Origin of the sequence: Dolichospermum sp. FACHB-1250, assembly GCF_014696335.1 — a bacterium.
GTDB lineage: Bacteria > Cyanobacteriota > Cyanobacteriia > Cyanobacteriales > Nostocaceae > Dolichospermum > Dolichospermum planctonicum.
In genome coordinates this window covers 20,824-47,537 of sequence record NZ_JACJPZ010000038.1, presented here as the reverse complement: position 1 = coordinate 47,537, position 26,714 = coordinate 20,824, and the positions used below count along the sequence as shown (strand labels likewise).

Genomic DNA, 26,714 nt, shown 5'->3' with positions numbered 1-26,714 from the left:
TTCCTCAATATGGGCTGCAACTATTTTTTCTCGGAGATCCACTGAATATGCTTTCATGACAGTATTATCTTTATTATTACTAACTGTACCTCATAACTTCGGAAACTGCTGTAAGTGTTTATTCCCAAGGAACTTAGAGGTCATAAATCATGAAACCACAACCTATTACTCCACAACCTGGCCAAGAATCTGTTTGGGACTATCCCCGTCCAGCAATTTTACAAGATACCGACAAACATCTCAAAGTTATTTGTAATGGGATTGTTTTAGCAGAAACAACCAAAGGAAAAAGAGTTTTAGAAACTAGTCATCCACCAGGTTATTATATTCCTGCTGAAGATATTAAGTTAGAATATTTAATAGAGACACCTAAAAAAAGTTATTGTGAATGGAAAGGTGTCTGTGAATATTATGATGTTTCTGTGGGAGACAAGTATATTCATAATGCTGCTTGGAAATATATTCAACCTAGTCCTAATTTTCAATCAATTCAGGAATATTATAGTTTTTACCCTGGTTTAATGGATGCTTGTTATGTTAATGATGAGTTAGTTATACCTCAAGCTGGTAATTTTTATGGAGGATGGATAACTAGTGATATTGTTGGACCATTTAAAGGTGAACCCGGTACTTGGGGATGGTAAATAAGGAAAATTTCAGTTGTCAAAATTGATAGTTTGACAACTCATGAACATCACGGATAAATTATCTATATAATAGTCCACGAAGGTGGACTTCGCTTGTGTAGTAGCGATAGCGCAGCGTGGCGTAAGCCATATTATATTCGCCGAAAACTTTTCCAACATCCTCTAATTTAACTTAAATTTCCATCAAGATAAATATGCTTCTTTAAACTGAGAAACTGAGATAATTTTAGTCTCAATTAGTGTCTGTGCCTCGCTAAAATCTTTATCTCCAGTAATTAGTAAATCAGCTTTAGCTGCTATAGCACAGCTAAGAAACTTGGCATCTTTTCTATCTCTTTTAAACTCAATAGTATTATCAGTTCTAATTAACGTGGTAACATCTTTTATACATTTTAGAAAAAGATTTCGTTTATCTAAATTAATGTTTAACTTTTCCCTATTTAATACTGATTGATACTCTTCAAGAATTTCTTCTGACACTAACCAAGTATACTCTAAATTACAGGCAACAAATAAAACTACTTGTTCAGGAACTCTATTCTTTAAAGCAGCCGATATGAGAATATTCGTATCTATAATAACCCTCATTCTGCTCTCCGGTAAGCATCAATTTCTTCACTAATTTCTTCTTCTGTGATTTCTTGGGAAGAAGGTAAAGATTGAATTTCCTTGAATAAAGACTGCAATTGATTAGCTGCTGCTAATCTTTTTTCATCAACTACCTGAATCTTGATTTCTACTTTTGTTCCTACTGCAAAAGGTAAATTAGAGAGAACTACCTGTTGAGAATTATCAATGGTTAAATAAGTTTGATAGGCATTCATTTTTTTACACTGTTAAATATTTCTTCTATTTTAGCATTGCTTTTACTTTTTAGTTAAGATAAGCAATAATTTTTGATATTTTAACAACTCCCTGATAACTTTTTCCACAGGACGAGGTTGAATATTTACTTGATAATTCATATACTATTCAGCACTGCTATAATAGAATCTATCAGCTATTTATCATCATTGGCATCAATTTATGAATAAATTTATACACTATTTATGTTTTTTTGAATTTCAATATGTAAAGCTGATAGCTGGTTGCTAAATACTTACGAACAAACACCAAAAATCTTAACTATAAGGGATGATTTAAGCAATGAACAAATCACAGCTTAATTTGATATTACAAGAAGTTAAACAAGCTTTGCAAGAACTTTATCAAAACCAACTGGAAGCAATTATTTTATATGGTTCTCAAGCGAGGGAAGACGCTCAAGAATTTTCTGATATTGATATTCTGGTTGTTCTGAAATCAGAGATTAATCCCTATCATGAAATTGATAAAACTAGTCAAATAATCTCAAACATTTGTCTAAAAAACGATGTTGTTATTTCTCGTCACTTTATCTCTTCAGCAAAGTTTGAAAATGAAAATACTCCCTTTAATTATAATGTCAAAAAAGAAGGTATTTTTCTATGATATCGGAGGAGAAAAAATTTATAAAAAAAGCTAAAGAAAGCTTAATTGATGATACCCTTGAGTTGAGTGAGGAAGATGTGAGAATTTTGATTGAACAAAGCAAAAAATTTATTGAAATTGCCGAGAAAACCTGATCAAAAATTTTATATTTTTGAGAATCAAACATCTGAAAATTACAATTGTTGAGATTTTAACCACTCACTAACAACTTTTTCCACTGGTTGAGATTGATTATCTACTTGATAATTCATCTTTTGGATTTCAGTTGTAGAAATTTTACCTCCTAATTGATTAATGGTATCTCTTAATTCTGGATATTTTTGCAGAATCTCCTCATTAAAAACAGGTACAGCTTCATAAGGTGGAAAATATTTTTTATCATCTTCTAGGATCACCAAGTTTAAAAATGGAATTAAACCGTCTGTAGAATTCCCTGCTATAATGTCTACTTTTTTCGCTTTTAAAGATTTATACATTAATCCTAATTCCATTTGTTGAGGAGATTTGGTAAAATTGAAGTTGTATGTTTTTGCTAACCCCCGATAACCATCTTCTCTATCAATAAATTCATAACCAAATCCTGCGTTCAGTTGTGAAGTATATTTAGCAATATCAGAAAGGGTTTTAACTTGCCATTTTTTTGCATCTTCACCGCGAATAATTAAAGCATAGGTATTTTCAAATCCTAAAGGTTTCATCACTGTTAATTTCAAATTATTATCATAGTATTCTTTGATTTTTTCATAAACAGTTTCAGGATTATTAATCGGTTTTTGCTTTAAAATTGCTGTGAATGCTGTACCCGTATATTCTACATACCCGGCTATTTTTCCCGCTTTAACTGCTTCATGACAAATAAATGTTCCTCCTAAATTAAAACGACGATCTACTTTTAGCTGAGTATGATTTTCTATTTGTTGTGCTAATAATTCTCCTAAAATAATTTGTTCTGTGAAATTTTTTGAACCGATAATAATCGTCGCTGGTTTTTGTTGATAGTTAAATGCAATTAATCCAGCTATAATTAAAGTAATTATTCCTAAAATAATCGCCAACTTTGATTTATTCCCTGTTGGTTTAGTTAGGTTTTTTTCTAATAATCCTAAACCAAAATCTGCACTCAAAGCAATTAAAGCTGCGGGTATTGCTCCGGCTAAAATTAATTCATTATTAACTATCGAAATACCCCGAAAAATAAATACTCCCAAACCACCACCACCAATAGCAGAAGCAATAGTAGCAATTCCTACAGATATAACTGTGGCTACTCTCACCCCTGCTAAAATAACTGGTAAAGCCAAGGGAATTTCTACTTGTAATAATAACTGTTTGTCTGTCATTCCCATCCCTATTCCAGCTTCTTTAATAGCAGGATTGATGCTATTAATGCCAATATAGGTATTACGAATTATGGGAAGTAAAGCATAAAGAGTTAAAGCAAATATGGCTGGTATTTTACCAATCCCTCCCAAAAATGGCACGGAAATTAAAAAACCAAAGATGGCTAGACTAGGGATAGTTTGAATTGCATTTGCTAAACCCAGAATAGGAGAAGCTAGTTGTGGTTGACGAGTGATAAAAATGCCCACAGGAAGCCCGATAGAAATAGCTATTGTCATAGCTATGATTACTAAGATTAAATGTTCTCCACTGTGAAGGATAATTTCTGAACCGTATTGAAATAAAAACATGATTTTATGCTAATTGTATGCTAATCTTAGTTAAGTTGTTCCCAACTTTTTGCCGCATTTAAACAAGCTAAAAAAGCCTGTGCCTCTGGATGTTGAGAACTAAGAAATTCTCTTTTCGTTCCTAATTCCACTAAATTTCCTTCATACATTAAACCAATTCTAGAGGCTAAAAAGAAAGCTTCTTGAATATCATGGGTGACAAAAATCACAGTCTTTCCTAATTGTTGTTGTAAATATTGAAATTGTTGTTGTAATTCCAAACGAGTGATAGGATCAAGTGCGCCAAAAGGTTCATCCATTAATAGGATAGGTGGATCTGCTGCTAAAGCCCTAGCAACTCCCACCCGTTGACGTTGGCCTCCTGATAATTGGTGGGGATAACGTTGAGCAAATTTTTCTGGTTCTAGTCCTACTAAGTTTAACATTTCATAGACTCGATTTTGAATTTTTTGTAGTGGCCATTTTTCTAAAGATGGTACAAGTCCGATATTTTCCGCGATGGTAAAATGGGGAAATAACCCTGTTTCCTGGATGACATAACCGATACGTCTTCTTAATTTGATAGCATCCCAATTAGTTGTAGATTTTGAACCTACTAAAACTTCCCCTTGGGTGGGTAAAAGTAAATGATTGATTAATTTTAAAGTTGTGGTTTTACCGCTACCACTACGCCCCAATAAAATTAAGGCTTCTCCTTGATAAATACTAATATTTAAGTTAGATAATAGAGGACGGTGATTAATTTCAAAACTGACATTACGAAATTCCACTGCAATTTCTGATGTTGTAGACATAATAGAAGATTCCTGGTCTTTATAATTACACATAGGTTTTTGATTAGGTGAACTATAAACTAAGTAGAGGTAATTAACTAGTTACATAGTTCTGAGGCTGTGAGCATCCTTCCCCAGCTTTTTTATAATTTACATCAGATTTTGTGTCTGAGTAAGTATTCTCTACCTTTAGCATCTCTCAAGGTTTAGCAAGGAAGAAACTCTTGAAAAATAGTCATTTTTCAGCCTTGACTTTTAAAAAAAAAGGTATACATTTAGAGAGATTCATTGTTGTAACGTTAATATTTTCCCCTTTAATTGAACCGCATCAAACTAAACCAATTTACACCTATACAGGTAACTTCAACTAATGATATCAGATAAATTAATAAATATGACTACACCAAGCAAACTATCAGAAAAAATTGTTTTAGATGGAAAAACATTTATTTCCGCAGAAAAATTACCAATTCCAGAATGGCCTTGTGTTGTCAGTGAAAGACCACAACCAACGCTGACAGTTAAAGATGATGATTTATTTTTGGTGACGGATACTATGGGGAATATTTCTAGTTGTTCCCCGGATGAAAGTAATTCTAGCATGGGGCTGTTTTGTCGTGATACTCGGTTTTTGAGTCGTTTAGAATTACAGATTAATGGGCGATCGCCTGTATTACTGAGTAGCACTACTGACAAGGGTTTTGCTCTATCGGTTTTATGTACAAATCCCAAAATCACAGAGGAGTTAAAACCTGATACAATTGGGATACATCGGGAAATTGTTCTCAATGGCGCACTATTTGAAGAAATAGAAATAGCGAACTACAGCACTACCACCATTAATTTTGAACTAAGTCTCAGCTTTGATGCAGATTTTGTAGATTTATTTGAAGTTCGGGGTCATAGTCGGGAAAAACGGGGACAAATTTTACGTTTAGTAGAACCAAAAAATCCAGAAATTGACTTAATCCCTTGCGTACAATCTCAACACCAAAAAGAAGAATCCCTAACTCTAGCCTATCAAGGTTTAGATAATTCGATCATGGAATCGCGGATTCAATTCCAACACCGACAACCGGATGATTTTCAAGGTTATACTGCGATTTGGCGGCTAGAATTAGGCTCTCACGAAACCCAAAAACTCGGTTATCGTTTGAACTTGTTAATTAATAACAATGGTGGTTCAACGGTAAATCCAGCTATTACCTTAGCACAAGCCAAAGCCTCGGAGATGATGGAGGAGCAAAGTTGGGTACAACAAATTACCCGCATTAGTTCCGATAAAAGTCTTTTCAATCGAGTTATTGAAAGAGCAGAACAAGATATTTACTTATTACGCCAATCCTTTGGTAAATATAAAACTGTTTCTGCGGGTGTACCTTGGTTTTCAACGTTATTTGGCCGGGATTCTATTATTACCGCTTCCCAAACATTGATGTTAAATTCCCAAATTGCTAAAGAAACATTGATGTTATTAGCTGATTATCAAGGGAAAAACGAAGATGAATGGAAGGAAGAAGAACCAGGAAAAATTTTACACGAATTGCGTTTAGGAGAAATGGCGCGGTGTGAAGAAATTCCCCATACACCCTATTATGGGACAATTGACGCGACTCCATTGTGGTTAATGTTGTATGCTGAATACTACGTCTGGACTCATGACCAAGAAACCTTGGAAGCACTTTGGCCGAATGCTTTAGCCGCCATGGATTGGATAGATCGGAATATGCAAAAAACTGGTTATCTTAGTTATTATCGGCGGTCAAAACGTGGTTTAAATAACCAAGGTTGGAAAGATTCTGGTGATTGTATTGTTAACTTCAAAGGAGAATTAGCCATAGGTCCAATTTCTCTATGTGAAGTTCAAGCCTATGTCTATGCTGCTAAAGTTAAATTAGCCGAAATTGCAAAAACGAAAAAACAGCTAGATTTAGCAGAAATTTGGTTAGAAGAAGCTAGAGATCTAAAAACTCGTTTTAATGAAGATTTTTGGATAGAAGATCAAGATTTTTGTGCTTTAGCTTTAGACGGAGAAGGTAAACCAGTGGACAGTATTACCTCCAACCCTGGACACTGTTTATCTTTAGGAATTTTTCTCCCAGAAAAGGCCTACAGTGTAGCCGAAAGATTACGAGCGCCGGATATGTTTAATGGTTGGGGAATTAGAACTTTAAGTAGTTTATCACCAGCTTACAATCCCATGGGTTATCACATTGGTTCAGTTTGGCCTCATGATAATAGTTTAATTGCCATGGGATTAAGAAGTTTAGGTTTAATTGATCAATCTTTGGAATTATTTCAAGGGTTATTTGATATGACTTCCCAGCAACCTTATCAACGTCCACCAGAACTATTTTGCGGTTATGAAATGAAAGGTGATAATGCACCAGTACAGTATCCTGTTGCTTGTACACCCCAAGCTTGGGCTACTGGTAGTATCTTTCAATTATTGCAAATGATCGTGAATTTAGTCCCAGACGCGCAAAATAATTGTTTGCGAATTATTGACCCGGCTTTACCAGAATCCATCAATCGTTTATCATTACATAATTTGCGTGTTGGTGGGACTATTTTGGATTTAGAATTTGAGCGTTCTGGTAGCACTACTGCTTGTCGGGTTGCGAAAAAACGCGGTAATCTGCGGGTAGTGATTGAAGCGTAAATAGTCTGAATCAGGATGTACGGGATTTAAAGATTTACAGGATGACGATAAAATACATGATCAATCCTGTTCATCTTTCCATAAGTTGTTACCAACTCAAGAATGTTGTGGTGTGGGCATCTTGTCCGCTAGAATCATACTTAATGCGGTAGAGTATTAATTAAGCTCCTTCTGAATGATCAATTTTCTGACTAGGGGAAGATTCATAAAGAGCATCTAACTGTTCTCGCGCATCTTCAACATTAATGGAACGCATTACCAACAAAGGTTCTTTAATTATATTACCAGCACTGTCTAACAATTCAGGGTGGGGAACATATTGCCTTCTAGCTGCATAATAACCAAAACCACCTGGTGATGATTGGTTGCTAGAATAAGTCCTTTCCCTGTCAAAACTGAACATAATCAAATTCCGAATTAAATTACCAACGGCCATAAATGCCAGAACGGTGAACGCTAAAATATAGAGTAGGTGTAGCATCGAGTTTTCCTCCAGAATAGCAAGGTTGAGAATGTTTTTTTGTAAAACTTAAACTCCGTAAATAAACTATCTACGGTAAAAGAGAATGTAAAATCCTGTACTTATGCCCCTATGTTATCTAGTGCAATCTTTATATTGAGATTAAGGTAACATGAGAGACATTATTTTTTTATGAAAACAATGTTAAGAATTGTCTGGTATTCTGACGATTTCCGGTTGATTTAGATTGATTTAGATTGATTTAGATTGATTTAGATTGTTTCAAAGGCTTTACAATTCCTTTAATTGACCTAAACGCATTCCCACACTCCAACATTCTGTAACTAATTGATGCCAAGGTGTTACGGTTGCCATATCAATTCCCACTTGTTTACCTGTGACTGTAAACAATATCTTGGCTGTGTTGAGTTCATTTTGTGCATTTTCAACTCGTTTTAGTAAGTTAAATTGCTCTTCTTCACTCATAAAAGGGATCTTCTCATTTTCCAGAATTTGGTGATATCGCTCAAACCAATATTGAAAATCCTCTAACAGCGGTTGTAAGACGGCTTCCAGTAAATCAGCATTTGGTAGATTTGATTCCTCCATATATGAGAAGCATATTTCCTAATTTTTTTTATATTAACGTTATTTACGATTCTTAACAATCAGTTCATAACTTCCTATCTGAAAAAATCTGTAACAATAGCGTACAGATCACAATTATATAAATTTGGCAATGGTGTTGTAAAGCCCCTTGGGAGTAACTCTAGATACCTCTAAAGGAAGAAATCAACCTGACAAAAAAAATCATCTGTCCCAAAGAGAGGACTAGAGTCCTGACTAGGAGCTAAGTGCAGTTTTTTGCTAAATTTAGGAGAAACCATAGCCAGTAGACTATTATTTATGTTGTAAAGATATTTTTTGTCAATTCTATTTTTAACACTTCGCCAAAAGTTTAACAGCCAATGTCGCCAAATCAAGAAACCGCACCAGCCGAAAAAATCTATTTACCCCGTACCAGCGAGTCAGAAACATTAAAGAAGATTCGCCACACAGCTTCCCATATAATGGCCATGGCAGTACAAAAGCTGTTTCCCAAAGCGCAAGTCACAATTGGTCCTTGGATTGAAAATGGGTTTTATTATGATTTTGATAGCCCAGAACCCTTCAGCGATAAGGATTTGAAAACCATTCAAAAAGAAATGGTCAAAATTATTAATCGTAAATTACCATTAATTCGGGAAGAAGTCAGCCGCGAGGAAGCACAAGAGCGCATTGAAGCTATTAAAGAACCCTATAAGCTAGAGATTCTGGCCGATATCAAACAAGAACCCATCACAATTTACCATTTAGGAGACCAATGGTGGGATTTGTGCGCTGGTCCTCATGTAGAAAATACCAGCGAAATTAATCCCAAAGCTATAGAATTAGAAAGCGTTGCAGGTGCTTATTGGCGCGGTGATGAGAAAAAAGCTCAATTACAGCGCATTTATGCCACTGCTTGGGAAACCCCCGAACAACTGGCCGAGTACAAACGTCGCAAAGAAGAAGCTTTACGCCGTGACCATCGTAAAATAGGGAAAGAACTAGGATTATTTGTCTTTTCCGATTTAGTTGGACCTGGTTTACCCTTGTGGACTCCCAAAGGGACTTTATTAAGGACAATTTTAGAAGACTTCCTCAAAAAAGAACAGTTAAAACGGGGCTATTTACCTGTTGTTACTCCCCACATTGCCAGAGTTGATTTATTTAAAACATCGGGACACTGGCAGAAATACAAGGAAGATATGTTTCCGTTAATGGCTGAAGATGAGGAAGCGAAAGCCATAGAACAGGGTTTTGTTCTCAAACCAATGAACTGCCCTTTTCATATCCAAATATACAAGAGTGAATTACGCTCTTACCGGGAATTACCAATGCGGTTGGCGGAATTTGGCACAGTTTACCGTTATGAAAAATCGGGAGAATTGGGTGGTTTAACCAGAGTACGTGGTTTTACTGTTGATGATTCTCATTTATTTGTAACTCCCGAACAGCTAGATAGCGAATTTCTCAATGTTGTGGACTTGATTTTGAGCGTTTTCAAAAGTCTGCAATTAAAGAATTTTAAAGCTAGATTGAGTTTTCGTGACCCAGCCAGTGATAAATATATTGGTGGTGATGAAGTTTGGGATCAAGCAGAAGGGGCAATTCGTCGCGCTGTGCAACAATTAGGAATGGACTATTTTGAAGGAATTGGTGAAGCGGCTTTCTATGGTCCAAAACTCGATTTTATCTTCAGTGATGCTTTAGAACGGGAATGGCAATTGGGAACTGTGCAAGTAGATTATAATTTACCTGAGCGGTTTGATTTAGAGTATGTCGCTGAAGATGGTTCGCGTAAACGCCCAGTGATGATTCACCGCGCTCCCTTTGGTTCGTTAGAGCGGTTAATAGGGATCTTGATTGAAGAGTACGCAGGTGATTTCCCGTTATGGTTAGCACCTGTGCAAATTAGGTTATTACCCGTAGGTGATTTGCAGTTAGATTTTAGTAAAGAGGTGGCTGGGAAGATGGTTGCATTCGGTATTCGTGCGGAAGTAGACACCAGTGGCGATCGCTTGGGTAAGTTAATTCGCAACGCAGAGAAGGATAAAATCCCCGTAATGGCTGTAATAGGTGCGAAGGAAGTGGAAACCAACAGCTTGAGTATTCGTACCCGGGCTTCTGGGGAATTGGGAGCGATATCTGTAGATGAGGTTGTGAGTAAAATCACAGAAGCAATTACTAACTTTAGTAACTTCTAAAAAAGTAGGCTGGGTAAATTTGTCGTTCCCAGTCTAGAGACTGGGAATACAATATCAGAAGTAGTCAAAGTCGTCCAAGTAGGTTGGGGAGAACGAAGTGAAACCCAACACCAGGTGAATTGCTCAATCATACTGTATATTACCATCAGTGCGATCGCCTGATCTTGTAGGGTGCGTTAATGAAATGTAACGCACCTTATGTATGTTTATTTACTGATTTTCGGTGCGTTACGCTGTCGCTAACGCACCCTACATTTTTGTCGTGGTTGATAGCCTTTCCCTTGTTTCCTCACAAATCGATAAACCTAATTCTGTATAAACTGGGTTTTGTTACTATAATTTATGTTTCTAAATCTTTAATTGCCTTTTGAACCTTTCATCTGAGATATTATGCTATTAACAGTGGTTAAATAAGTTTAATTTATGTATGCCAGCTAAAGATTTATTTCATAATACAGTTAAAACAGCCCTGACAAAAGATGGATGGACAATAGATGTTTATGATGAGTTTTTTAGTCGGAAGTTTATTCAAAGAATAGTTGGCGAATATGACCTAAAATTACTGATTTTTAACCCAGATCAAGAGGAGATTGTGATATGGAGAGACTAAATTACAAAGAAATAGTCCAAACAATTCTGGAAGGTCACGCAAGAAATCGCCCAAATAATCAAACAGAAGTCAAATTGATATTTGATACGGATCGTGATCATTATCAAGTTATTAATATTGGTTGGCAAGAACTAACGCGAATATTTGGTTGTATTATTTACGTAGAAATTAAAGATGGCAAAATTTGGATTGAACGCGATGGCACAGAAATCGGAGTAGCTAATGAATTAGTAGAAGCTGGAGTTCCTAAACAAGATATAGTTTTGGGTTTTAAAGCTCCATACAAACGGAAATTTACCGATTTTGCTGCTAGTTGAAGCATATATAATTCTGCTAAAATACGGTAATTAGAGAAGTTACGCTATCGCTAACTTTTTTAATTACGGAAGAAAAGGCGATCGCGCCAGCATTACACACAAATGGTATAATTTTAAACTATTATCTAGACAAACCAATTTTTTAAAGTATTCAATCCTCATCATAAGATATTTTTAAGTAAATATTTTCTTATACCTAACTTGGGTAAAAACTTATAAAGAAATTGTTAAAAAGTTTAGTACAATAATCTGATTAGACAAATAAGTATTTTTTCCTATTGACATGATAGCGGATCAATTTCCTTGGCTTACCGCAATTGTCCTATTTCCACTCCTGGCTTCCTTTCTTATCCCCTTATTCCCTGATAAGGACGGCAAGGTTGTCCGTTGGTACGCGCTAGGTGTAGGTATAGCAGACTTTGTTTTGATGTGTTTAGCTTTTTGGCAGCATTATGATGCCAGTAATGCTAGTTTTCAACTCGTAGAAAATTACGTTTGGATGCCCCAATTAGGCTTAAATTGGTCGGTTTCCGTTGATGGTATTTCCGCTCCCTTGGTGCTTTTAGCAGGTTTTGTTACCACCCTTGCCATTTTTTCCGCTTGGCAAGTTGATCGCAGACCAAAGCTCTTTTACTTTCTCATACTTGTGTTATATTCTGCACAAGTTGGAGTATTTGTCGCCCAAGACTTGCTATTATTTTTCATTATGTGGGAAGTGGAACTCATTCCCGTATATCTACTAGTCTGTATTTGGGGTGGACAAAGACGACGCTACGCAGCTACTAAATTTCTTATTTACACCGCAGCAGCCTCTATATTTATCTTGGTAGCAGCGCTCGGACTGGGTTTATATGGCGGTGGAAATGTCACATTTGATATCGCTCAACTCGCACACAAAGAATATCCCCTCACCTTCCAACTAGTACTATACGCGGGTTTATTAATTGCCTTTGGGGTAAAATTGGCAATTTTTCCCCTACATACTTGGCTACCTGATGCTCACGGTGAAGCTTCTTCTCCAGTATCTATGATTTTAGCCGGTGTACTCTTAAAAATGGGCGGATATGGACTAATTCGCCTCAATCTTGACATACTTTCCGACGCTCATGTTTACTTTGCTCCTATTCTCGTTATTCTCGGTGTTGTCAACATTATCTATGGTGCTTTAAATTCCTTCGCTCAAACGAACATGAAACGTCGTTTGGCCTATTCCTCAATCTCTCACATGGGTTTTGTCCTCATAGGAATTGCATCTTTTACCGATTTGGGTATCAATGGCGCAATGTTACAAATGATATCCCATGGTTTAATTGCTTCTGTCTTATTCTTTCTCGCAGGTGTCACCTATGATCGCTCTCATACTATGATGATGGCAGAAATGGGTGGTATTGGTCAAGCAATGCCAAAAGTATTTGCTCTATTTACAATGGGAGCTATGGCTTCTTTAGCTTTACCTGGAATGAGTGGTTTTGTCGGTGAACTTTCTGTATTTGTGGGTATCACTACTAGTGATGTTTACACTACCACTTTTTGCACTGTGACGGTTTTTCTCGCTGCTGTAGGGGTTATCCTCACACCCATTTATCTCCTTTCCATGCTACGTCAAGTATTTTACGGTTCTGGTGCAGACCTGATCTGTGATATTAACAATGCAGGTATTCAAAATCAAGAAGATGAAGGGACTGCTTGTTTTGGTACAGATTGTCTTTTACCAACGGAAACTGTGTATACTGATGCTAGGCCACGAGAAATTTTCATTGCTGCTTCTTTTCTAGTGTTAATTATTGGCATTGGTTTTTATCCTAAAATTGCCATGCAAATGTATGATGCAACAACTGTGGCTGTGAATAGTCATGTTCGCCAATCTTATACTATTATCTCCCAAACTAATCCCCGTGTTTATGCTGGTGGTTTGTTAAATCCCCAAGTTAATAATACTGAGTTAACTCCTGTTTTGGGAATTTTACAACAATCTTAGGCTACATCAGGGCTTTTTTTCTCACGCCAAGACGCTCTAGACGCAGAGAGTTTTATGTTGATGGTTTTGTCAAATTTTGGTGGTTTTATCGTTACGATAAATATATCGTTAATGATTGTAGCACCATGACGGCTAATTTAACTAATGGTTTAACCTCTGTTTTTCGTCTTTCTCCTCTGATTCGGATCACTTTGTTAAGTTTATATTTAGCGTTAACGGTTCCTTTACCGTTTTTAGCTCAGTTAACAGCCGCAACTATTCCTCCCTGGTTATTATGGATAGGAATTGGTTGCGGTTTTATTTTGTTATATGCTGTTTTGACTGAAAGGGTGATTTTAGATGAGGAAGGGATTAAGGTTACTTACTCGGTTTGGTTTTCTCAGTTTTTTCGTCGCGGTTGGAGTTTATCATGGTCGGAAGTGAAGGAGTTAAAGCCACGAACGACTGGACAAGGTGGTTTAGTATATTATTTTATTACTCAGGATAGTAAGGCTTATTTATTACCTATGCGAATGTCTGGATTTGCTAAGTTTATCAATATTGTTGAAGCGAAAACTGGTATTGATACTCAAGATGTTCGTCCTTTATCACAGCCTTGGATGTATTTAATTTTGTTAGCTTTGACTTTATTATTGCTGTTAGTAGATATTTGGACTATTCAGGCTGCATTAGTTATGGGTCATGGGTAATAAGTATTTGGGTGATTAAATTTCAATAAATTATTTGGCATTGTATATCTGATTTGATGCTTTAATTTAGCAATGCCAATAATTTAATTCTGTAATTATCTCAATTTAACCAAGAAAGTTTAGAATTTATATTCTAAACTTTTACATTAAGAATGTATTAAGTTACATTAAGATTTTAATTATTTACATTAAAAATGTAGTTTATTATTATGCTTATACTAGAATCTGTTAGTTTATCTAGACGTTTACAGAATCAACGTCAATACCCAATTTTACAGAATATTTCTTTTAGAGTATCACCGGGCGATCGCTTCGCTATTGTTGGTCCATCTGGTGCTGGTAAAACTTCTTTATTACGTCTGATTAATCGGCTAAATGAACCTACTAGCGGGAAAATATATTTTAAAAATCAGGAATATGACAAAATTCCTGTAATTCAACTTCGTCAACAGATAATGCTTGTGCAACAAGAATCTAAACTGTTGGGGATGACAGTGGGAGAAAATTTAGCTTATCCTTTAATTTTGCGTGGTTTACCTAAACCAACTATTCAGGAAAAAGTCAGTTATTGGCGGGAAAAACTGCAAATTCCTGAACAATGGTTAGGACGGACAGAAGTACAACTTTCTGGAGGACAAAAACAGTTAATTGCGATCGCTCGCGCTTTAGTTACCGAACCGGAAATTTTACTATTAGATGAGCCTACGTCGGCCTTAGACACTCCTGCAATTACTAATTTAATTAATATCCTGACTCAATCAAATCAAGCCCATTCTTCGGCAATTTTGATGGTAAATCGGCAAAGGGATTTAGTGCAGGAGTTTTGTACTCATGTTTTACATCTTCAGCAAGGTCAATTAGTGGTTAATCAACCTGCGGCTGAAGTAGATTGGGAAAACTTAGCAGTCACCCTGACAGCAGCAGAAAGCCAAGAATTAGAAGAATGGACAATTAGTTATTAATCAGTGGTCATTTTATCTGTTAAGAGTTCCCTGGAATTAAGAACTTTGAGCGGTTAATACGGGAAGTTGATTAGTAAATCTTTCTCTTGGTAATTTCGCTTGTTGTTGAGCGATATTAGCATTCAAAATTTCCATGTTAAATCGGTATCCAACATTACGAATAGTTTGGATTAAACTGGGTTGACGAGGATCAAGTTCCACCTTCTTCCGCAGCGATAAAACATGAGTATCAATGGTACGCGGGTTATCAATAGCGTCAGGCCAAGCACGACGCAATAATTCTGATCTACTTAAAGGCACTCCTCCAGCTTGTGCTAAGACGTACAATAAACTAAATTCCTGGGGGGTCAAGTCAATAAATTCCCCTTGGAAACGAACCCGACGCTGGACTAAATCAATTTGCAAACTGCCATAATCTAAATAAGCTGGTGCATTAGGTGTGCGGTGACGACGAAGAATGGCCTCAACCCTAGCCAAAAATTCCTGCATTCCAAAGGGTTTGCTTAAATAATCATCTGCTCCTGCTTTTAAACCGGCAACAATATCGGCTTCATTGGTACGAGCAGATAACATCAAAATTAAAGGCTGTTGTTGACGATGTAACCAGCGGCACAACTCCATACCATCGCCATCGGATAAATCCGCATCTAAAATGATTAGAGTTGGTTGATGGCTTTGAAATACTTCTTTTGCTTGATAAATACTGGCAGCTTGATGAACTCGGTATTCTAGTTGTTGCAAGTGCCAACCCAATAACGATCTCAGATGGGGATTCCCCTCAACAATTTCAATACAAACCGAACCCACAGTGGCAAAACCCCTTAGCGTTGATGAATCTCAAATTAACAATCTCGTGGTCAAGGTTTTGTAGTTTTTGTTACCTCAATGAAGATATTCTTCACATTTCCCTCAAGAAAACCTTGCAAAAAATTTATTTTTTACTTTATTTGCAATAAAGCAGGTGGCTTTATTAAATTATTATTACATTTACATTCTCTAAACTCAAATTGCTATTTGTCTAGGGTGGTTTAGTAATTTCTGGTAACTGGTATAAAATTGTTTACTTGCCAACCTCTACCTATGATTAAACTTTAATTTGAGTCATTTGTCCTACTCCTAAAGAGATATGATAAACTCAGATAACAATCATTTATCAAAGGGAGTAGGATAAAATTCACACCTGATTATGACTCTTAGTTAAACAAGACTTGTTTTCTATCCATGAGGTGGCTAAGAATTTATAAAACTTGATTATACAGGTTTGGACTATGGCTAAATTTGTATTCCTCAAGAAAGACGCACAAAAATTGGAGCAATATCAATTAGCCTCTGTGATTATCAATACCAGGTTAACACGACGCTAGATTGCTAAATCTAACTTTTGACAAAGAATCGTAAAAACACACTACAAAATCACCTTATGTCCAGTTTTTTGGCCTAGGATCTAATTAAGTTTTTAGCTGCTGAGGGGTTTGATCCAAAGTCAAAATATTACTTATGAGTTAATACATAAGCAGGAAGTGATACTTCATTGAGCGTGAATCATCATCTACAATTCTCATTCCCAAGAGACTAATACAGCAGTTATGCTCCAAGACACACAAACCATCCGCTACTACCAAAGACTTACCGACGCCTTCGTCGAATTATGGAATCGCGGTTATCGTATGGATGATATGCGGATGTATTTGGATGGATACCTAGCCGCACTCAGACATAGTAATATCATTGAACCCTACTGGATTCATCGCTTAGAAGAGGAAGCCAGCCGCTACTTGCATGATGTATCTAATTTTACAATGGTTCAACCGGAACCAGAAAGACAACATCGCTACTACTAAAGGTAGATTCTGATTTGATCAAGTAGCTACCATCTGACGACAGCGACTGTAGTACAATTTTTGATACTCCCCTCAGTTTGATGCTGCTGAGGGGAATTTTGCTGTTGTTGGTTACAAGTGATGGTAATTAATTGGGATATTGAGATAATTTCTCGAGAGATATTTTTTCTTGATGATATAGTTCTTGAATCTTTTTTGTGGCGGGTTCTAAAATCTCCTTTCCCCTTCTGATTTGAATATCTAATTTATTTTGATTTTGATCAAAAATCACAAATAGTGATATATTTCTGGCAATAGTTTGTTTACTACCTCGCAATTTAAAATCAGTGACAAATTTACCTGCTGTGGGGACATGAAGAGCTAAATCGGAAGATTGAATAATTTCCTGAATATCCGCAAGTTGTAAATTAGAAAGTGCTGGAGTTTCTTGTTGAATATTGATAAACTTAATTAAATCTAGTTGGTTTTGGTTAATTATTATATGATCTAATTGTTCATATTGAAATGTAATTGTTCCTAGTAAATTATCAGTAATGGCATAAATTTGGACGGAATATGGAGGTTTAGGAACAGAACCTTGTTTATAGAATAAACTTCCTTCTGGGGTGACAGTAATTTGCGGTGTATTTGCTAGAGTTTGTAAAGATTGAAGATTAGCAATGGTACTTTTAACAAATACAGAATCAAGTCCTAAAATAGATGCTAATTCATTAGCTGTAGGGGGGGGATTAAATTCCATACCAGCGCGAATAATAAACTCTTCTAAAACATTAAATTTCCGAGGTTCTTTAATAGTTAATTCTAGGAAATTTTGCGTTACATGATAGTAAAATTGACGTGCTAATAAAACCGATGAATAAGGGTTTTCAGCTTCAATTTTATCAACTAAATATTTCAAATTATTATCAATTATTTTAACTACAGAAGCAGGAAACATCAATAAAACCTCCATGATGATTAACAATGTTTGCAACCTCAGAATACATATTACCTACTGTACCAGATTTACCTGTAAATAAATCGTGACAACCGACAATAATTAACAATTCTTGAGCGCGAGAAAAAGCCACATTCACCCGTTCTGGTTTATTTGCAAATCCCACATCTCCTTGATGATTATTCCTGACCATACTCACAATTACCACTGGTCTTTCCATACCTTGAAATCTATCAACTGTACCCGTTCTAATTTGTAAAGAGGGAAAAAATTCAGATTGCAAACGTTCATCAATTTTTCTTAATTGAGCGCCATAAAATGTAATTACAGCTATTTCTTTTTTTGGTTCTCCATTCGCAACTTTATGAAACCAAACCTGCTCAAATTGGTGACAAATATTTTCAATTACATCAATTTCTTTAGTATTCACAAATGAAGTGCCATTGCGTTCTTCTTGAAATTCATTTTCTCTAGGCATTTTTACCCAACATAAATGATGATCAGGTTGAATGATTTTCCCTGCTAAATTATGAGCGCGTTTCCTATCAGGTTCTAAAATGCCACATTCTAATTTACCATGATAAAATTGATTAATTGCTCCCATGATCATGGGGTGCATTCGATATTGAGTATTCAGCATTTTCTTGATACTTTTATCAGCAATTTCAAACTGACTTTTAAATAATGATTCTTCTAAAAATTGCAATTCTTCTCTAGAATTACCCATGGATTGCGCCACTTCTGCCACTGTGCTAGTATCAAGCATAGGAGGTAATTGCCGATGATCTCCTACCATGACTAATTTTTTACCTTTCAACGCGGGAATTAGTAACTCTGGGGGAGTGCATTTACTAACTTCATCTATAATTACAACATCAAAAGATTGAAATTCTTCGGAGAAACTATAATTTGCAGCTTGAACACAAGTAATACCGACAACGTTAGCATTATCTAAATAAATTCGTCTTAAATCATTACTATCTTGTTCGGAAGGTTGACGTAATTTTGTAATCCAATCTTGAACAAAATTTTGATATTTATCTAGATAATTTTCTTCGTTTTGGAGTTGTTGTTTCCATGATTTGAATTTATTTCTGACTTTGGTTAAAAACTCTAAATTAAATAAATCATGGTGAGATAATTCTGGCTTAAATTTATCTGGTATAATTGGCCAAGTTGACTCCCACCAATTCCGTTCTATAATTAAATTGTCTGATAATTGTAATTGTAATTTGTCTTCTAGATCAGATATTTCTATTTGTAATTGTTCAAGTTGCTCTTGATAAACATCAGTTTGTTCTTGCAAATTTATAAATTGCTGATTTAAAGCGTCTTTAATTGTTTCTAAAATGGTAAAGGGTGCTAATGATGAAATCAGAGTTTCTAATTCATAAATACGATTTTCCCAAAACTTAACTTGTTGAGAAAATTCCTGTGGTTGTTCCCAAATATTTGCTTGTTTAGTTAGATACTTTTCTGTTAAATTCCTTAATTGATGAGGTATATTTTGCTGTTTATGAATTGCTTGTAAATTATTAATAACTGCTGCAAGTTTTAAATTAGCAGCTTGTTTACTGTTTTCTAACTGAGTTTTAGCTTCAGATATTTGTTGGGAAGAAATTACATTTTCTGGAAGTTCTTGAAATTGCTGTTTTAAAATTTGCAATTGTTGTTGAGCTTCGGTTTTGACTTTTAAAACACATTGACGCGCATTAATTAAGATCATCTCTAGTAGTTCTTGGGTAATGCGGTTAAGAGTAGCTTCAATATTATTCCATTCAAAGGACTTACCATAAGTTTTTTCCAATCTAATTAAAAAAACTTGAATATTTTCAATTAGCAATTTCCTCTGTTTAGGGTTAAGAATTTGATAATTTTTTAACTCTTGATAGGTTTTTTGCCACTGAGTCTGATCACTTTTTGATAATACTATGGGAATTTGATTAAAACTTTGTTGTAAAAAATAACTAAAATTATGCTGTTTACCTTTTCTATCAGTAAAATTTCCCTCTATTTCATAAGCTATGGCTTTTGTTAATACTCCCCAAGCTGGTAAACTGATTTTATAATTTTTGGGAACAATAGGTAATTTTAAGTTTTGAGCAAACATCAATAAACCTAATGGTAAATTTACCATATTTTCTGTTAAAAGTAAATCAGATTGTTGACATTCTTTCAAAACTTGATATAAATTATTATAACCTGTAGATTTCCATTCTACAACTGCTTCAACAATATAATCAATTTCCCGTTGACGATTTTCCCAGATTTGGATTGTTGGTTGTATATTATTGTGAATACTAAATTTTTGCAAATCTGTTTCTAATTTCTGTAAAGATACAGAATTTTGTTGAAAAATATCAACTAATTCCGCTACTTCCGCAATAGCTAAAGCGAGATTATTAATATCTTTTAATCCAGCTTTAAATTCAGAAAGTTGAGTTATAATGGTTTCCTGTAACCAAACTGCTAAACCAAATACACCAAAATCAGGACGGACAAAACCAAGTTCCTCAATACATTTAATAGCTTGAATTACATTTTCTCGGAAAATCTCTACTTGTTTGTTATTTTCTGTATAGGGTTGAATATGGGTTAAGAAATCCTTGATTTCTAGAGATTCCCAGTCTATATTTTGGGAATTTTTTAGTATATTCCCTAAACCAGTAATTAAGGATGCAATTTCATTTTTATTTAATAAAATTTGATCATATTTAGTTTTTTGGTTTTGATAAATTGTCTTTAAATTCTCTTTTTCTGCTTTCAGTTCATTTTGTTCCTGATTAAACTGTTCTTCAAATATATAATAGTTTGTAAATCGTGGTAATAATGGTAATAATTGAGTTAAAATTGTAATATTTCCCTGACGTTGACTGAGATTATTTTCGCAGTCAGTAGCGGTATTTTGTAACCATGTACTAATTACTTGATCTTCTAAAAATGGCTGTCCTTCTTCTCCAACTTTTTCGGCTCTTCCCTTTCTAATAGCACGAATAAGGGGATTATGAACTAAGCGACTGAGGGCGTTATCAACCGCTAAATTCGCTTGTGAGGTAATTAATGTCCGTCCCCCGCGTAATGCTACCTGATAGCAAATTTCTGCAATTACTGTTGTTTTTCCTGTACCGGGTGGTCCTTGAATTAAAACTAAATCTTCTGCGGAAAGTACCTTTTCCACTGCGGTTTTTTGTCCAGCATTAGCAGAAGACAACAATAAATCTTGTGATTTCAGTTTCACTCTTTTTGTAATAGTTCTCGCTTGAGAAGCGTCAAATAGAAAATTACCTAAATAGGGGTTTTGAGTCCTTCCTTGTCTTAACTGTTCTAAAGCTTTTTCTTTACGTTCGATTTGTTTGATGTCTCCAGCAGCATCAAAAAATATGTAACCATTATTGGGAAGTTGATAATTACCTTTGGCTATATATTCAATTAATTCTCTTTCTAGTCGAATATTAATAAGATTATGTTTTTGATCAATTTTTTCAATAGTTCCTAATTGACGACTGTTACGGCGATTTTTTTCTGTGGGGACAGAATCTAAAAATTTAACTTCCTGATTTTTGGCTTTTTTGACCCGTTCCCAAAAGTTTTCTAAACCTAAAAAATGTTCTTCAGAACCATCTAAAGTAGCCGAATTAATTTTAATTTCTAAAGTGATTTGTCGAGAATTTGAGCGGTTATTATTTTTATTGATAAAAAATACGCAAAATTGACGAGATTTAGCAATATTTTCTTCAACCTTTAAAAAAGCTTTCCATGCTTGAAGTTGATCTTCTGTAGGAACATGATTTCCGCAAATTGGTATATTTTTTATTTTTGCCAATAATGGTGTGGGAATATCAAGACGCTCTTGATAATTAGGAATTAAACATAACCAATAAAGTACAGCATAACCGTCAACAATTCCCCGCAATTCTGGTAATAAATAAGCTGATAAAATTTTAAAACCTCCAGATCCGTCTTGACGAACAGCAGCTTTAAATCCTAAAGTCTTTCCTAATTTTTTCAGTCTTTTTGGTAATTGAAAATTATCTTGGTCTGTGGCTATAATTAATTCCCAAATTTCTTCTCCTGGTTCTTTTCCAGTCCCTTGACGACGAATATAAAAACAACCAGGTTGTTTACCAACTAAATCAAATAATAATTCATTTGCACGTTCTCGCCGTTCTCGAAAATCAGGATATAATTGTACAGATGATTGACCCTCAAAATGGCGAATTAAATTATCAACCGCTGTACCTATGAATGTATAACCACAGTCTTCTATATTTGTTTTATTATTCATAGTTTTCATCAAAAATGTGGTAATTTAGGCATAAATAATTTTCAACTTATGAGCATTAATTTAAAATTGCAAATCTAATAAAAATAAGGTGTCGGGTTGCGTTCCTTAACCCAACCTACACCTAATAGTTGATATTAAGAAGCCAGGGCTACTTCTACCATTTGTTGTAATTCACCTTTGTTGTACATTTCGATCAAAATATCAGAACCGCCAACGAATTGGCCATTAATATATACTTGGGGGATTGTTGGCCAGTTGGAATATTCTTTGATTCCTTGACGAATGTCTTGATCTGCAAGTACGTCAAGAGTTTCAAAGGGAACTCCTAATGTATTGAGAATTTGCACAACGTTATTAGAGAAACCACATTGGGGCATTAATTTGTTACCCTTCATGAAAACCATAATTTTGTTTTCTTCTACCAAAGTATCAATTCTTTCTTTAAGTTCTGGGGTCATGATTAGTTATTTCCTGCGTTGTTAAAAGTTAAAAGTCAAAATTCAAGGCAATTTTAGATTTTGTTCAAGGCAAAATCCTAAATCTCAAATTAGTTTACTACTTGCCAAGCTTCGGGAGTGTAGGTTTTCAGAGCTAAAGCATGAATAGCTTCGCTGGACATGGCTTGTTTCAATGCGCCATAAACTAGCTGGTGTTGTTGCACTAGTCCCTTATCTACAAACTGCGATGAAACTACTGTCACCTGATAGTGATCACCACCACCCGTCAAGTCTTGTACTTGCACTTGGGCATCTGGCAGTTGTGCCTTGATCATTCCCTCTACCTGTTGCGGACTCATCATCGCAATTCCTGAAAAAACTTTACTTCTCTATTATTAACAGATATCTAACTCTTGGTTGTTGCTAATTAACTTATGCTGATTATTTTTTGTTTGGACGAGAATAGGGTGCATCCACAAAACCTAATTCAAATAATTGTTGATAAGCTTTTCCCCCCAGTTCCCTCGTGGGGTTTTGACTTTTAATGATTTGCACTAGCAAAGGTATGGCTAGTTCTGGCTGATTTTGCGCTCGATATACTAAGGCTAACTGGTAGCTGGCTTCATCTCGCTTTTGGGCAGTTGCTAAGGCTTTTTGGCGCTGGGAATCGGATAAACGAATGTCAATACCTCCAAAACTAGAATTTAATTCTTGATAAAAGCTGGATAACTGATTATAAACCTGGCGTGCTTCTTGGAGTTTTTTGGCTGCTAAAGCGTAGTTTTGACTAGAAATCGCTTGATCTGCTTCTTTCATTAAGCGATCGCCTGCCGCTATACTCAAGATATTATTACCCTGTCCAGCGGGACTGAGGGTGTTAGTCTTATCCCCAGTCGTCGGTTTAGTTTCACTAACAGGATTAATAGGAACTGAGGGCTTTTTTACCTGAGCTTCAGCAGATGATGATATGCCTAAGAACGCTATAAATGATAAGCAGCTAAAGCGAATTAATAGATCCGTAGCAACATTCATGAGGTTAATTAGTAAAATAATTATGGAAAAAATTTGAAAAACTTGATGTATTTTAACTCTCTTTGTACCGATGATAAAGTCAAGTGACTGAAAAAATTTCTCTGGCAAAGGACTAAACAGGCAAGAGCCAAGAGGCCAATTAATTTTCAACTAATCCCAATTTTTTATGAGTGATAATATTAATTCTCCAGATTTTCTCGAACCAGATGTCACAAATAGCGACGAAGCATTAATTTTACAACGCAGTGGCGAAGAATTGATACTAGAAAAAACATTATATCGCTTCACTATCCGTCCTAATGCTAACTTTACACGTGAGCAAGTATCACAAATACGTGGATGTGTATGGCGGCGCAGTATATCCCAGGCAAAGTTAGAACTGTATACGGTTTTTCCTGAGCAGCTAGAAACAGTAATGTCTCAAGTACGTGCTGATAAAAATGTAGACTTTGTGAGTCATGTTTATAAACTTGAAAATAATCCCGGTAGTTTGGTTTATCTAAGTGATCAAATCACAATTCAATTTGCTACTTGGGTAGATATGAATAAAATTAATATTATTGCCAATAGATTTAATTTAGTTCAAGATCAACCAGTTGTAGGAATGTCGAATACTTTTATTTTTCTGGTGAGTAAACAAGCTAAACAAAACCCAATTAAAATCACGAATCAATTACAAAAACTGTCAGAAGTTTTAGCCGCAGAACCAAATATTATCATTCAACAAGAACCTCATTATCGGCCCAAAGATTCCCTTTATCCTCAACAGTGGTATCTCAATCACAATGGGGGGAATCAATTGGTAGCTGGTTCTCACATTTCCGTAGAACAAGCTTGGGATACTACTCGCGGTGTTCGTTCTATTATCGTCGCTGTAGTAGATGATTCCTTTGACTTGAATCACCCAGATTTTCAAGGTAATGGTAAAATTGTTGCTCCTAGAGATTTAAAAGAAAATGATTTTTTACCCTTACCAGGAGAAAAAGAAACTAGTCATGGTACTGCTTGCGCGGGACTAGCTGTAGCAGAAGAAAATGGCACGGGAATTGTCGGAGTTGCTCCTGGTTGTGCAATGATGCCCATTCGGACTACCGGTTTTTTAGATGATCAATCAATTGAGGATGTTTTTAATTGGACGGTGGAAAAGGGAGCAAGTGTAATTTCTTGTAGTTGGGGAGCTTCTGCTGTTTATTTTCCCCTTTCTATCCGTCAAAGGGCAGCTATTAGTCATGCTGCTACCAATGGACGCAATGGTAAAGGATGTGTAATTGTTTTTGCAGCCGGAAATACTAACCGTCCGATTAATGGGACTATCAATGAACAAAATTGGCCGAAAAATATTGTGAAAGGTAACACAAATTGGTTAAGCGGTTTTGCAGTTCATCCTGATGTAATTACCGTGTCGGCTTCCACTAGTTTGAATAAAAAAGCTGCTTATAGTAATTGGGGAGATAATATTTCTGTTTGCGCTCCTAGTAATAATGCTCCTCCGGGAATGTGGTTTCAAGAAACCGGTTTTGTTTATACACAACCGGCAATTGTCTCTTCTCTGTTTGGGTTGGGAATCTTGACTGCAGATCAATTAGGAGCAGCAGGTTATGATGCTGGAAACTTTACTAATAACTTTGGTGGTACTTCTAGCGCCACTCCCATAGTCGCAGGAGTAGCAGCTTTAGTATTATCAGCTAATCCTGATTTAACGGCTCAACAAGTTAAACAGATTCTTCAAGATACTGCTGATAAAATTATTGATAATAGCCCTGATCCTCAATTGAATATTGATGGGGGTACTTATGATAGTAATGGTCATAGTCAATGGTTTGGTTATGGGAAAGTCAATGCAGCTAAGGCTGTGAGACTAGCAAAACAAATGGGTGTCGTTGCCCAAATTACTAATGAACAAACACAGGTAAAAAATACTCAAGTTGTGAATATTCCTGATAATGATCAAGAGGGAATTAAAAGTGCGATCGCTATTAATGAAGCTGCTAATATTGGTGATATCCAAGTTACGGTTAATATCACCCATGATTTTTTAGGAGATTTAGAAATTTATTTAATTGCTCCTAACAATCAGCGGATTTTATTGCAAAGTCGCACATTAGGCCGTCGTAACCAATTACAAAATACTTACACAGTGCGATCACATCCAGCCCTGAAACAATTACTTTCCCTACCCGCACAAGGTAACTGGGAATTACAAGTTATTGACTACGCTGCCCTGGATGTGGGCAAACTTAATCACTGGGAATTGGTAATTGGATTGGACACGGGAAGTAGTTGATGTATAGCAGGGGGAGGGAGGAGAAGCAGGGGAGGAATTTTCTGGTTCTATGTTCCTTCTGACTCCTGACTCCTGACTTAATTGTTTTAATTGATGGGTTAAATCTGCTGTGAGCCTTTTAGCTTCCAGCTTGAAATTTCCATTTAGATAATCTGTGACTTTGATAGGTTCATCAATGCGAATGTTGACATCTGCACCCCAGTGAGGATAGGATTCGCTGTATTGGATGCTAACAGGTATAACTTTAATCCCCAGCCCTGGGTATTTAGATTCAGCATTTAAGGCTAAACGGGCTATTCCTGGCTTCAGCAGGTGAACTTGACCATCACGATGGATATCACCTTCAGGATAAATAACTAACATTTCCCCTTGTTGCATTAACTCTATTGTATGACGGAGAGTAGCGATCGCTGGACGTTGAGTATTGACCGGGAAACCGCCCATTCTGAGAATAAACCAACCTTGTAACCCCTGACATTCATCAATTGTCACCATAAATCGCATATCTCTACCTGTGAGATGACGACCAGCAGCGTAGGGTAAAACTAATGAATCCCAGCGAGAACGATGGGTAGGAGCAAGAATTACCGGACCACTTTTGGGGATATTTTCTAGTCCAGTAATTTTAATCTGCCTAAAGAAAGATGGCAGAATGATATAACGTCCAATAAAATACCCTAAAGGAATTAACCAAGGGGAAATCCCTGGTATACTGTGAGCTATCAAAGGCCTCCGAGCGGAGTTGAGGTGAGAACTTACAGACTTATTTATGGTTTGTGAATGACGGGTAGTAGAAGCAGAGTCTGATTTAATCATTACGGTGGCTAGTTTTTAGAAGAATAAAAAATTA

25 protein-coding genes are annotated in these 26,714 nt (G+C 35.8%); 12 read left to right on the top strand and 13 right to left on the bottom strand.

Going from position 1 to position 26,714, the window contains the following annotated elements; all coding sequences use genetic code 11:
• Window positions 1–149: 149 nt before the first annotated feature.
• On the top strand, window positions 150–644 hold the full coding sequence (locus H6F39_RS14310; protein WP_190371093.1) for a DUF427 domain-containing protein: 495 nt from the start codon (window positions 150–152) through the stop codon (window positions 642–644).
• A gap of 186 nt (window positions 645–830) precedes the next feature.
• On the opposite strand, the gene H6F39_RS14305 is transcribed toward H6F39_RS14310, so the two are convergent.
• Both H6F39_RS14305 and H6F39_RS14300 read right to left on the bottom strand, forming a co-directional pair.
• Window positions 831–1,235, bottom strand: a complete 405-nt coding sequence (locus H6F39_RS14305; RefSeq protein ID WP_190371092.1) for a putative toxin-antitoxin system toxin component, PIN family — start codon at window positions 1,233–1,235, stop codon at window positions 831–833.
• Window positions 1,232–1,471, bottom strand: coding sequence for a hypothetical protein (locus H6F39_RS14300; RefSeq protein WP_137906519.1), 240 nt, complete (start codon window positions 1,469–1,471; stop codon window positions 1,232–1,234). Before H6F39_RS14300 ends, H6F39_RS14305 begins: the two co-directional genes overlap by 4 nt.
• Before the next feature lie 322 nt (window positions 1,472–1,793).
• On the opposite strand from H6F39_RS14300, the gene H6F39_RS14295 reads away from it, so the two are divergent.
• Both H6F39_RS14295 and H6F39_RS14290 read left to right on the top strand, forming a co-directional pair.
• Entirely contained in the window at window positions 1,794–2,117 is a 324-nt protein-coding gene (locus tag H6F39_RS14295) for a nucleotidyltransferase domain-containing protein (protein WP_137906518.1), read from the top strand.
• On the top strand, window positions 2,114–2,251 hold the full coding sequence (locus tag H6F39_RS14290) for a hypothetical protein (RefSeq protein WP_162501166.1): 138 nt from the start codon (window positions 2,114–2,116) through the stop codon (window positions 2,249–2,251). The genes H6F39_RS14295 and H6F39_RS14290 overlap by 4 nt, the downstream gene beginning before the upstream one ends.
• Window positions 2,252–2,290: 39 nt before the next feature.
• Here the strand turns inward: H6F39_RS14290 and H6F39_RS14285 are convergent, their stop codons facing one another.
• Both H6F39_RS14285 and H6F39_RS14280 read right to left on the bottom strand, forming a co-directional pair.
• Entirely contained in the window at window positions 2,291–3,808 is a 1,518-nt protein-coding gene (locus H6F39_RS14285; RefSeq protein ID WP_137906517.1) for a glycine betaine ABC transporter substrate-binding protein, read from the bottom strand.
• A gap of 26 nt (window positions 3,809–3,834) precedes the next feature.
• A complete protein-coding gene (locus H6F39_RS14280; protein ID WP_137906516.1) occupies window positions 3,835–4,602 on the bottom strand; it encodes an ATP-binding cassette domain-containing protein in 768 nt (255 codons plus the stop codon).
• Window positions 4,603–4,975: 373 nt separating this feature from the next.
• Here H6F39_RS14280 and H6F39_RS14275 point away from each other — a divergent pair, with 373 nt between their 5' ends.
• Window positions 4,976–7,243 (top strand): amylo-alpha-1,6-glucosidase, encoded by a 2,268-nt coding sequence (locus tag H6F39_RS14275; RefSeq protein ID WP_137906515.1) that lies wholly within the window; start codon window positions 4,976–4,978, stop codon window positions 7,241–7,243.
• A 160-nt stretch (window positions 7,244–7,403) separates the two neighbouring features.
• Here H6F39_RS14275 and H6F39_RS14270 read toward each other — a convergent pair whose 3' ends face one another.
• Window positions 7,404–7,724 (bottom strand): DUF2973 domain-containing protein, encoded by a 321-nt coding sequence (locus tag H6F39_RS14270; protein WP_137906514.1) that lies wholly within the window; start codon window positions 7,722–7,724, stop codon window positions 7,404–7,406.
• A 270-nt stretch (window positions 7,725–7,994) separates the two neighbouring features.
• Window positions 7,995–8,312 carry a DUF2605 domain-containing protein gene (locus H6F39_RS14265; RefSeq protein ID WP_137906513.1) on the bottom strand — a complete coding sequence of 106 codons (318 nt, stop codon included), beginning with the start codon at window positions 8,310–8,312 and terminating at the stop codon, window positions 7,995–7,997.
• Window positions 8,313–8,671: 359 nt separating this feature from the next.
• On the opposite strand from H6F39_RS14265, the gene thrS reads away from it, so the two are divergent.
• The 6 genes from thrS (at window position 8,672) to H6F39_RS14235 (ending at window position 15,048) form a co-directional block, all read left to right on the top strand.
• Window positions 8,672–10,492, top strand: a complete 1,821-nt coding sequence (gene thrS / locus H6F39_RS14260; RefSeq protein ID WP_190396900.1) for a threonine--tRNA ligase — start codon at window positions 8,672–8,674, stop codon at window positions 10,490–10,492.
• Window positions 10,493–10,919: 427 nt separating this feature from the next.
• Entirely contained in the window at window positions 10,920–11,102 is a 183-nt protein-coding gene (locus tag H6F39_RS14255) for an element excision factor XisH family protein (protein ID WP_190371089.1), read from the top strand.
• On the top strand, window positions 11,090–11,419 hold the full coding sequence (locus H6F39_RS14250) for a XisI protein (protein WP_137906510.1): 330 nt from the start codon (window positions 11,090–11,092) through the stop codon (window positions 11,417–11,419). The genes H6F39_RS14255 and H6F39_RS14250 overlap by 13 nt, the downstream gene beginning before the upstream one ends.
• A 283-nt stretch (window positions 11,420–11,702) precedes the next feature.
• The gene (locus H6F39_RS14245) at window positions 11,703–13,397 is read left to right on the top strand and encodes an NAD(P)H-quinone oxidoreductase subunit 4 (RefSeq protein WP_190396899.1); all 1,695 of its coding nucleotides are present in this window, start codon (window positions 11,703–11,705) and stop codon (window positions 13,395–13,397) included.
• Window positions 13,398–13,522: 125 nt separating this feature from the next.
• On the top strand, window positions 13,523–14,086 hold the full coding sequence (locus tag H6F39_RS14240) for a hypothetical protein (protein WP_190396898.1): 564 nt from the start codon (window positions 13,523–13,525) through the stop codon (window positions 14,084–14,086).
• A gap of 209 nt (window positions 14,087–14,295) precedes the next feature.
• Window positions 14,296–15,048 (top strand): ATP-binding cassette domain-containing protein, encoded by a 753-nt coding sequence (locus H6F39_RS14235; protein ID WP_190396897.1) that lies wholly within the window; start codon window positions 14,296–14,298, stop codon window positions 15,046–15,048.
• 36 nt (window positions 15,049–15,084) lie between these two features.
• Here H6F39_RS14235 and H6F39_RS14230 read toward each other — a convergent pair whose 3' ends face one another.
• Window positions 15,085–15,855 (bottom strand): response regulator transcription factor, encoded by a 771-nt coding sequence (locus H6F39_RS14230; RefSeq protein WP_137906506.1) that lies wholly within the window; start codon window positions 15,853–15,855, stop codon window positions 15,085–15,087.
• A 779-nt stretch (window positions 15,856–16,634) separates the two neighbouring features.
• On the opposite strand from H6F39_RS14230, the gene H6F39_RS14225 reads away from it, so the two are divergent.
• Complete coding sequence (locus H6F39_RS14225; RefSeq protein WP_028083035.1) at window positions 16,635–16,889, top strand: DUF6761 family protein; 255 nt, start codon at window positions 16,635–16,637, stop codon at window positions 16,887–16,889.
• 127 nt (window positions 16,890–17,016) lie between these two features.
• Here H6F39_RS14225 and H6F39_RS14220 read toward each other — a convergent pair whose 3' ends face one another.
• From H6F39_RS14220 to H6F39_RS14200, 5 genes are all read right to left on the bottom strand, one after another.
• Window positions 17,017–17,826 (bottom strand): hypothetical protein, encoded by an 810-nt coding sequence (locus H6F39_RS14220; RefSeq protein ID WP_199290942.1) that lies wholly within the window; start codon window positions 17,824–17,826, stop codon window positions 17,017–17,019.
• Complete coding sequence (locus H6F39_RS14215; RefSeq protein ID WP_370539394.1) at window positions 17,804–22,120, bottom strand: AAA domain-containing protein; 4,317 nt, start codon at window positions 22,118–22,120, stop codon at window positions 17,804–17,806. The genes H6F39_RS14220 and H6F39_RS14215 overlap by 23 nt, the downstream gene beginning before the upstream one ends.
• 125 nt (window positions 22,121–22,245) lie before the next feature.
• Window positions 22,246–22,569: a Grx4 family monothiol glutaredoxin gene (grxD, locus tag H6F39_RS14210; protein ID WP_137906504.1), complete on the bottom strand. Its 324-nt coding sequence runs from the start codon at window positions 22,567–22,569 to the stop codon at window positions 22,246–22,248.
• 89 nt (window positions 22,570–22,658) lie between these two features.
• Window positions 22,659–22,910 (bottom strand): BolA family protein, encoded by a 252-nt coding sequence (locus H6F39_RS14205; protein WP_137906503.1) that lies wholly within the window; start codon window positions 22,908–22,910, stop codon window positions 22,659–22,661.
• A gap of 79 nt (window positions 22,911–22,989) precedes the next feature.
• Window positions 22,990–23,580: a hypothetical protein gene (locus tag H6F39_RS14200; protein ID WP_137906502.1), complete on the bottom strand. Its 591-nt coding sequence runs from the start codon at window positions 23,578–23,580 to the stop codon at window positions 22,990–22,992.
• A gap of 166 nt (window positions 23,581–23,746) precedes the next feature.
• Here H6F39_RS14200 and H6F39_RS14195 point away from each other — a divergent pair, with 166 nt between their 5' ends.
• Window positions 23,747–25,864, top strand: coding sequence for a S8 family serine peptidase (locus H6F39_RS14195; protein WP_137906501.1), 2,118 nt, complete (start codon window positions 23,747–23,749; stop codon window positions 25,862–25,864).
• Here H6F39_RS14195 and H6F39_RS14190 read toward each other — a convergent pair.
• A complete protein-coding gene (locus H6F39_RS14190) occupies window positions 25,778–26,680 on the bottom strand; it encodes a 1-acyl-sn-glycerol-3-phosphate acyltransferase (RefSeq protein WP_137906500.1) in 903 nt (300 codons plus the stop codon). The two genes, H6F39_RS14195 and H6F39_RS14190, sit on opposite strands and share 87 nt — an antisense overlap.
• Window positions 26,681–26,714: the final 34 nt, after the last annotated feature.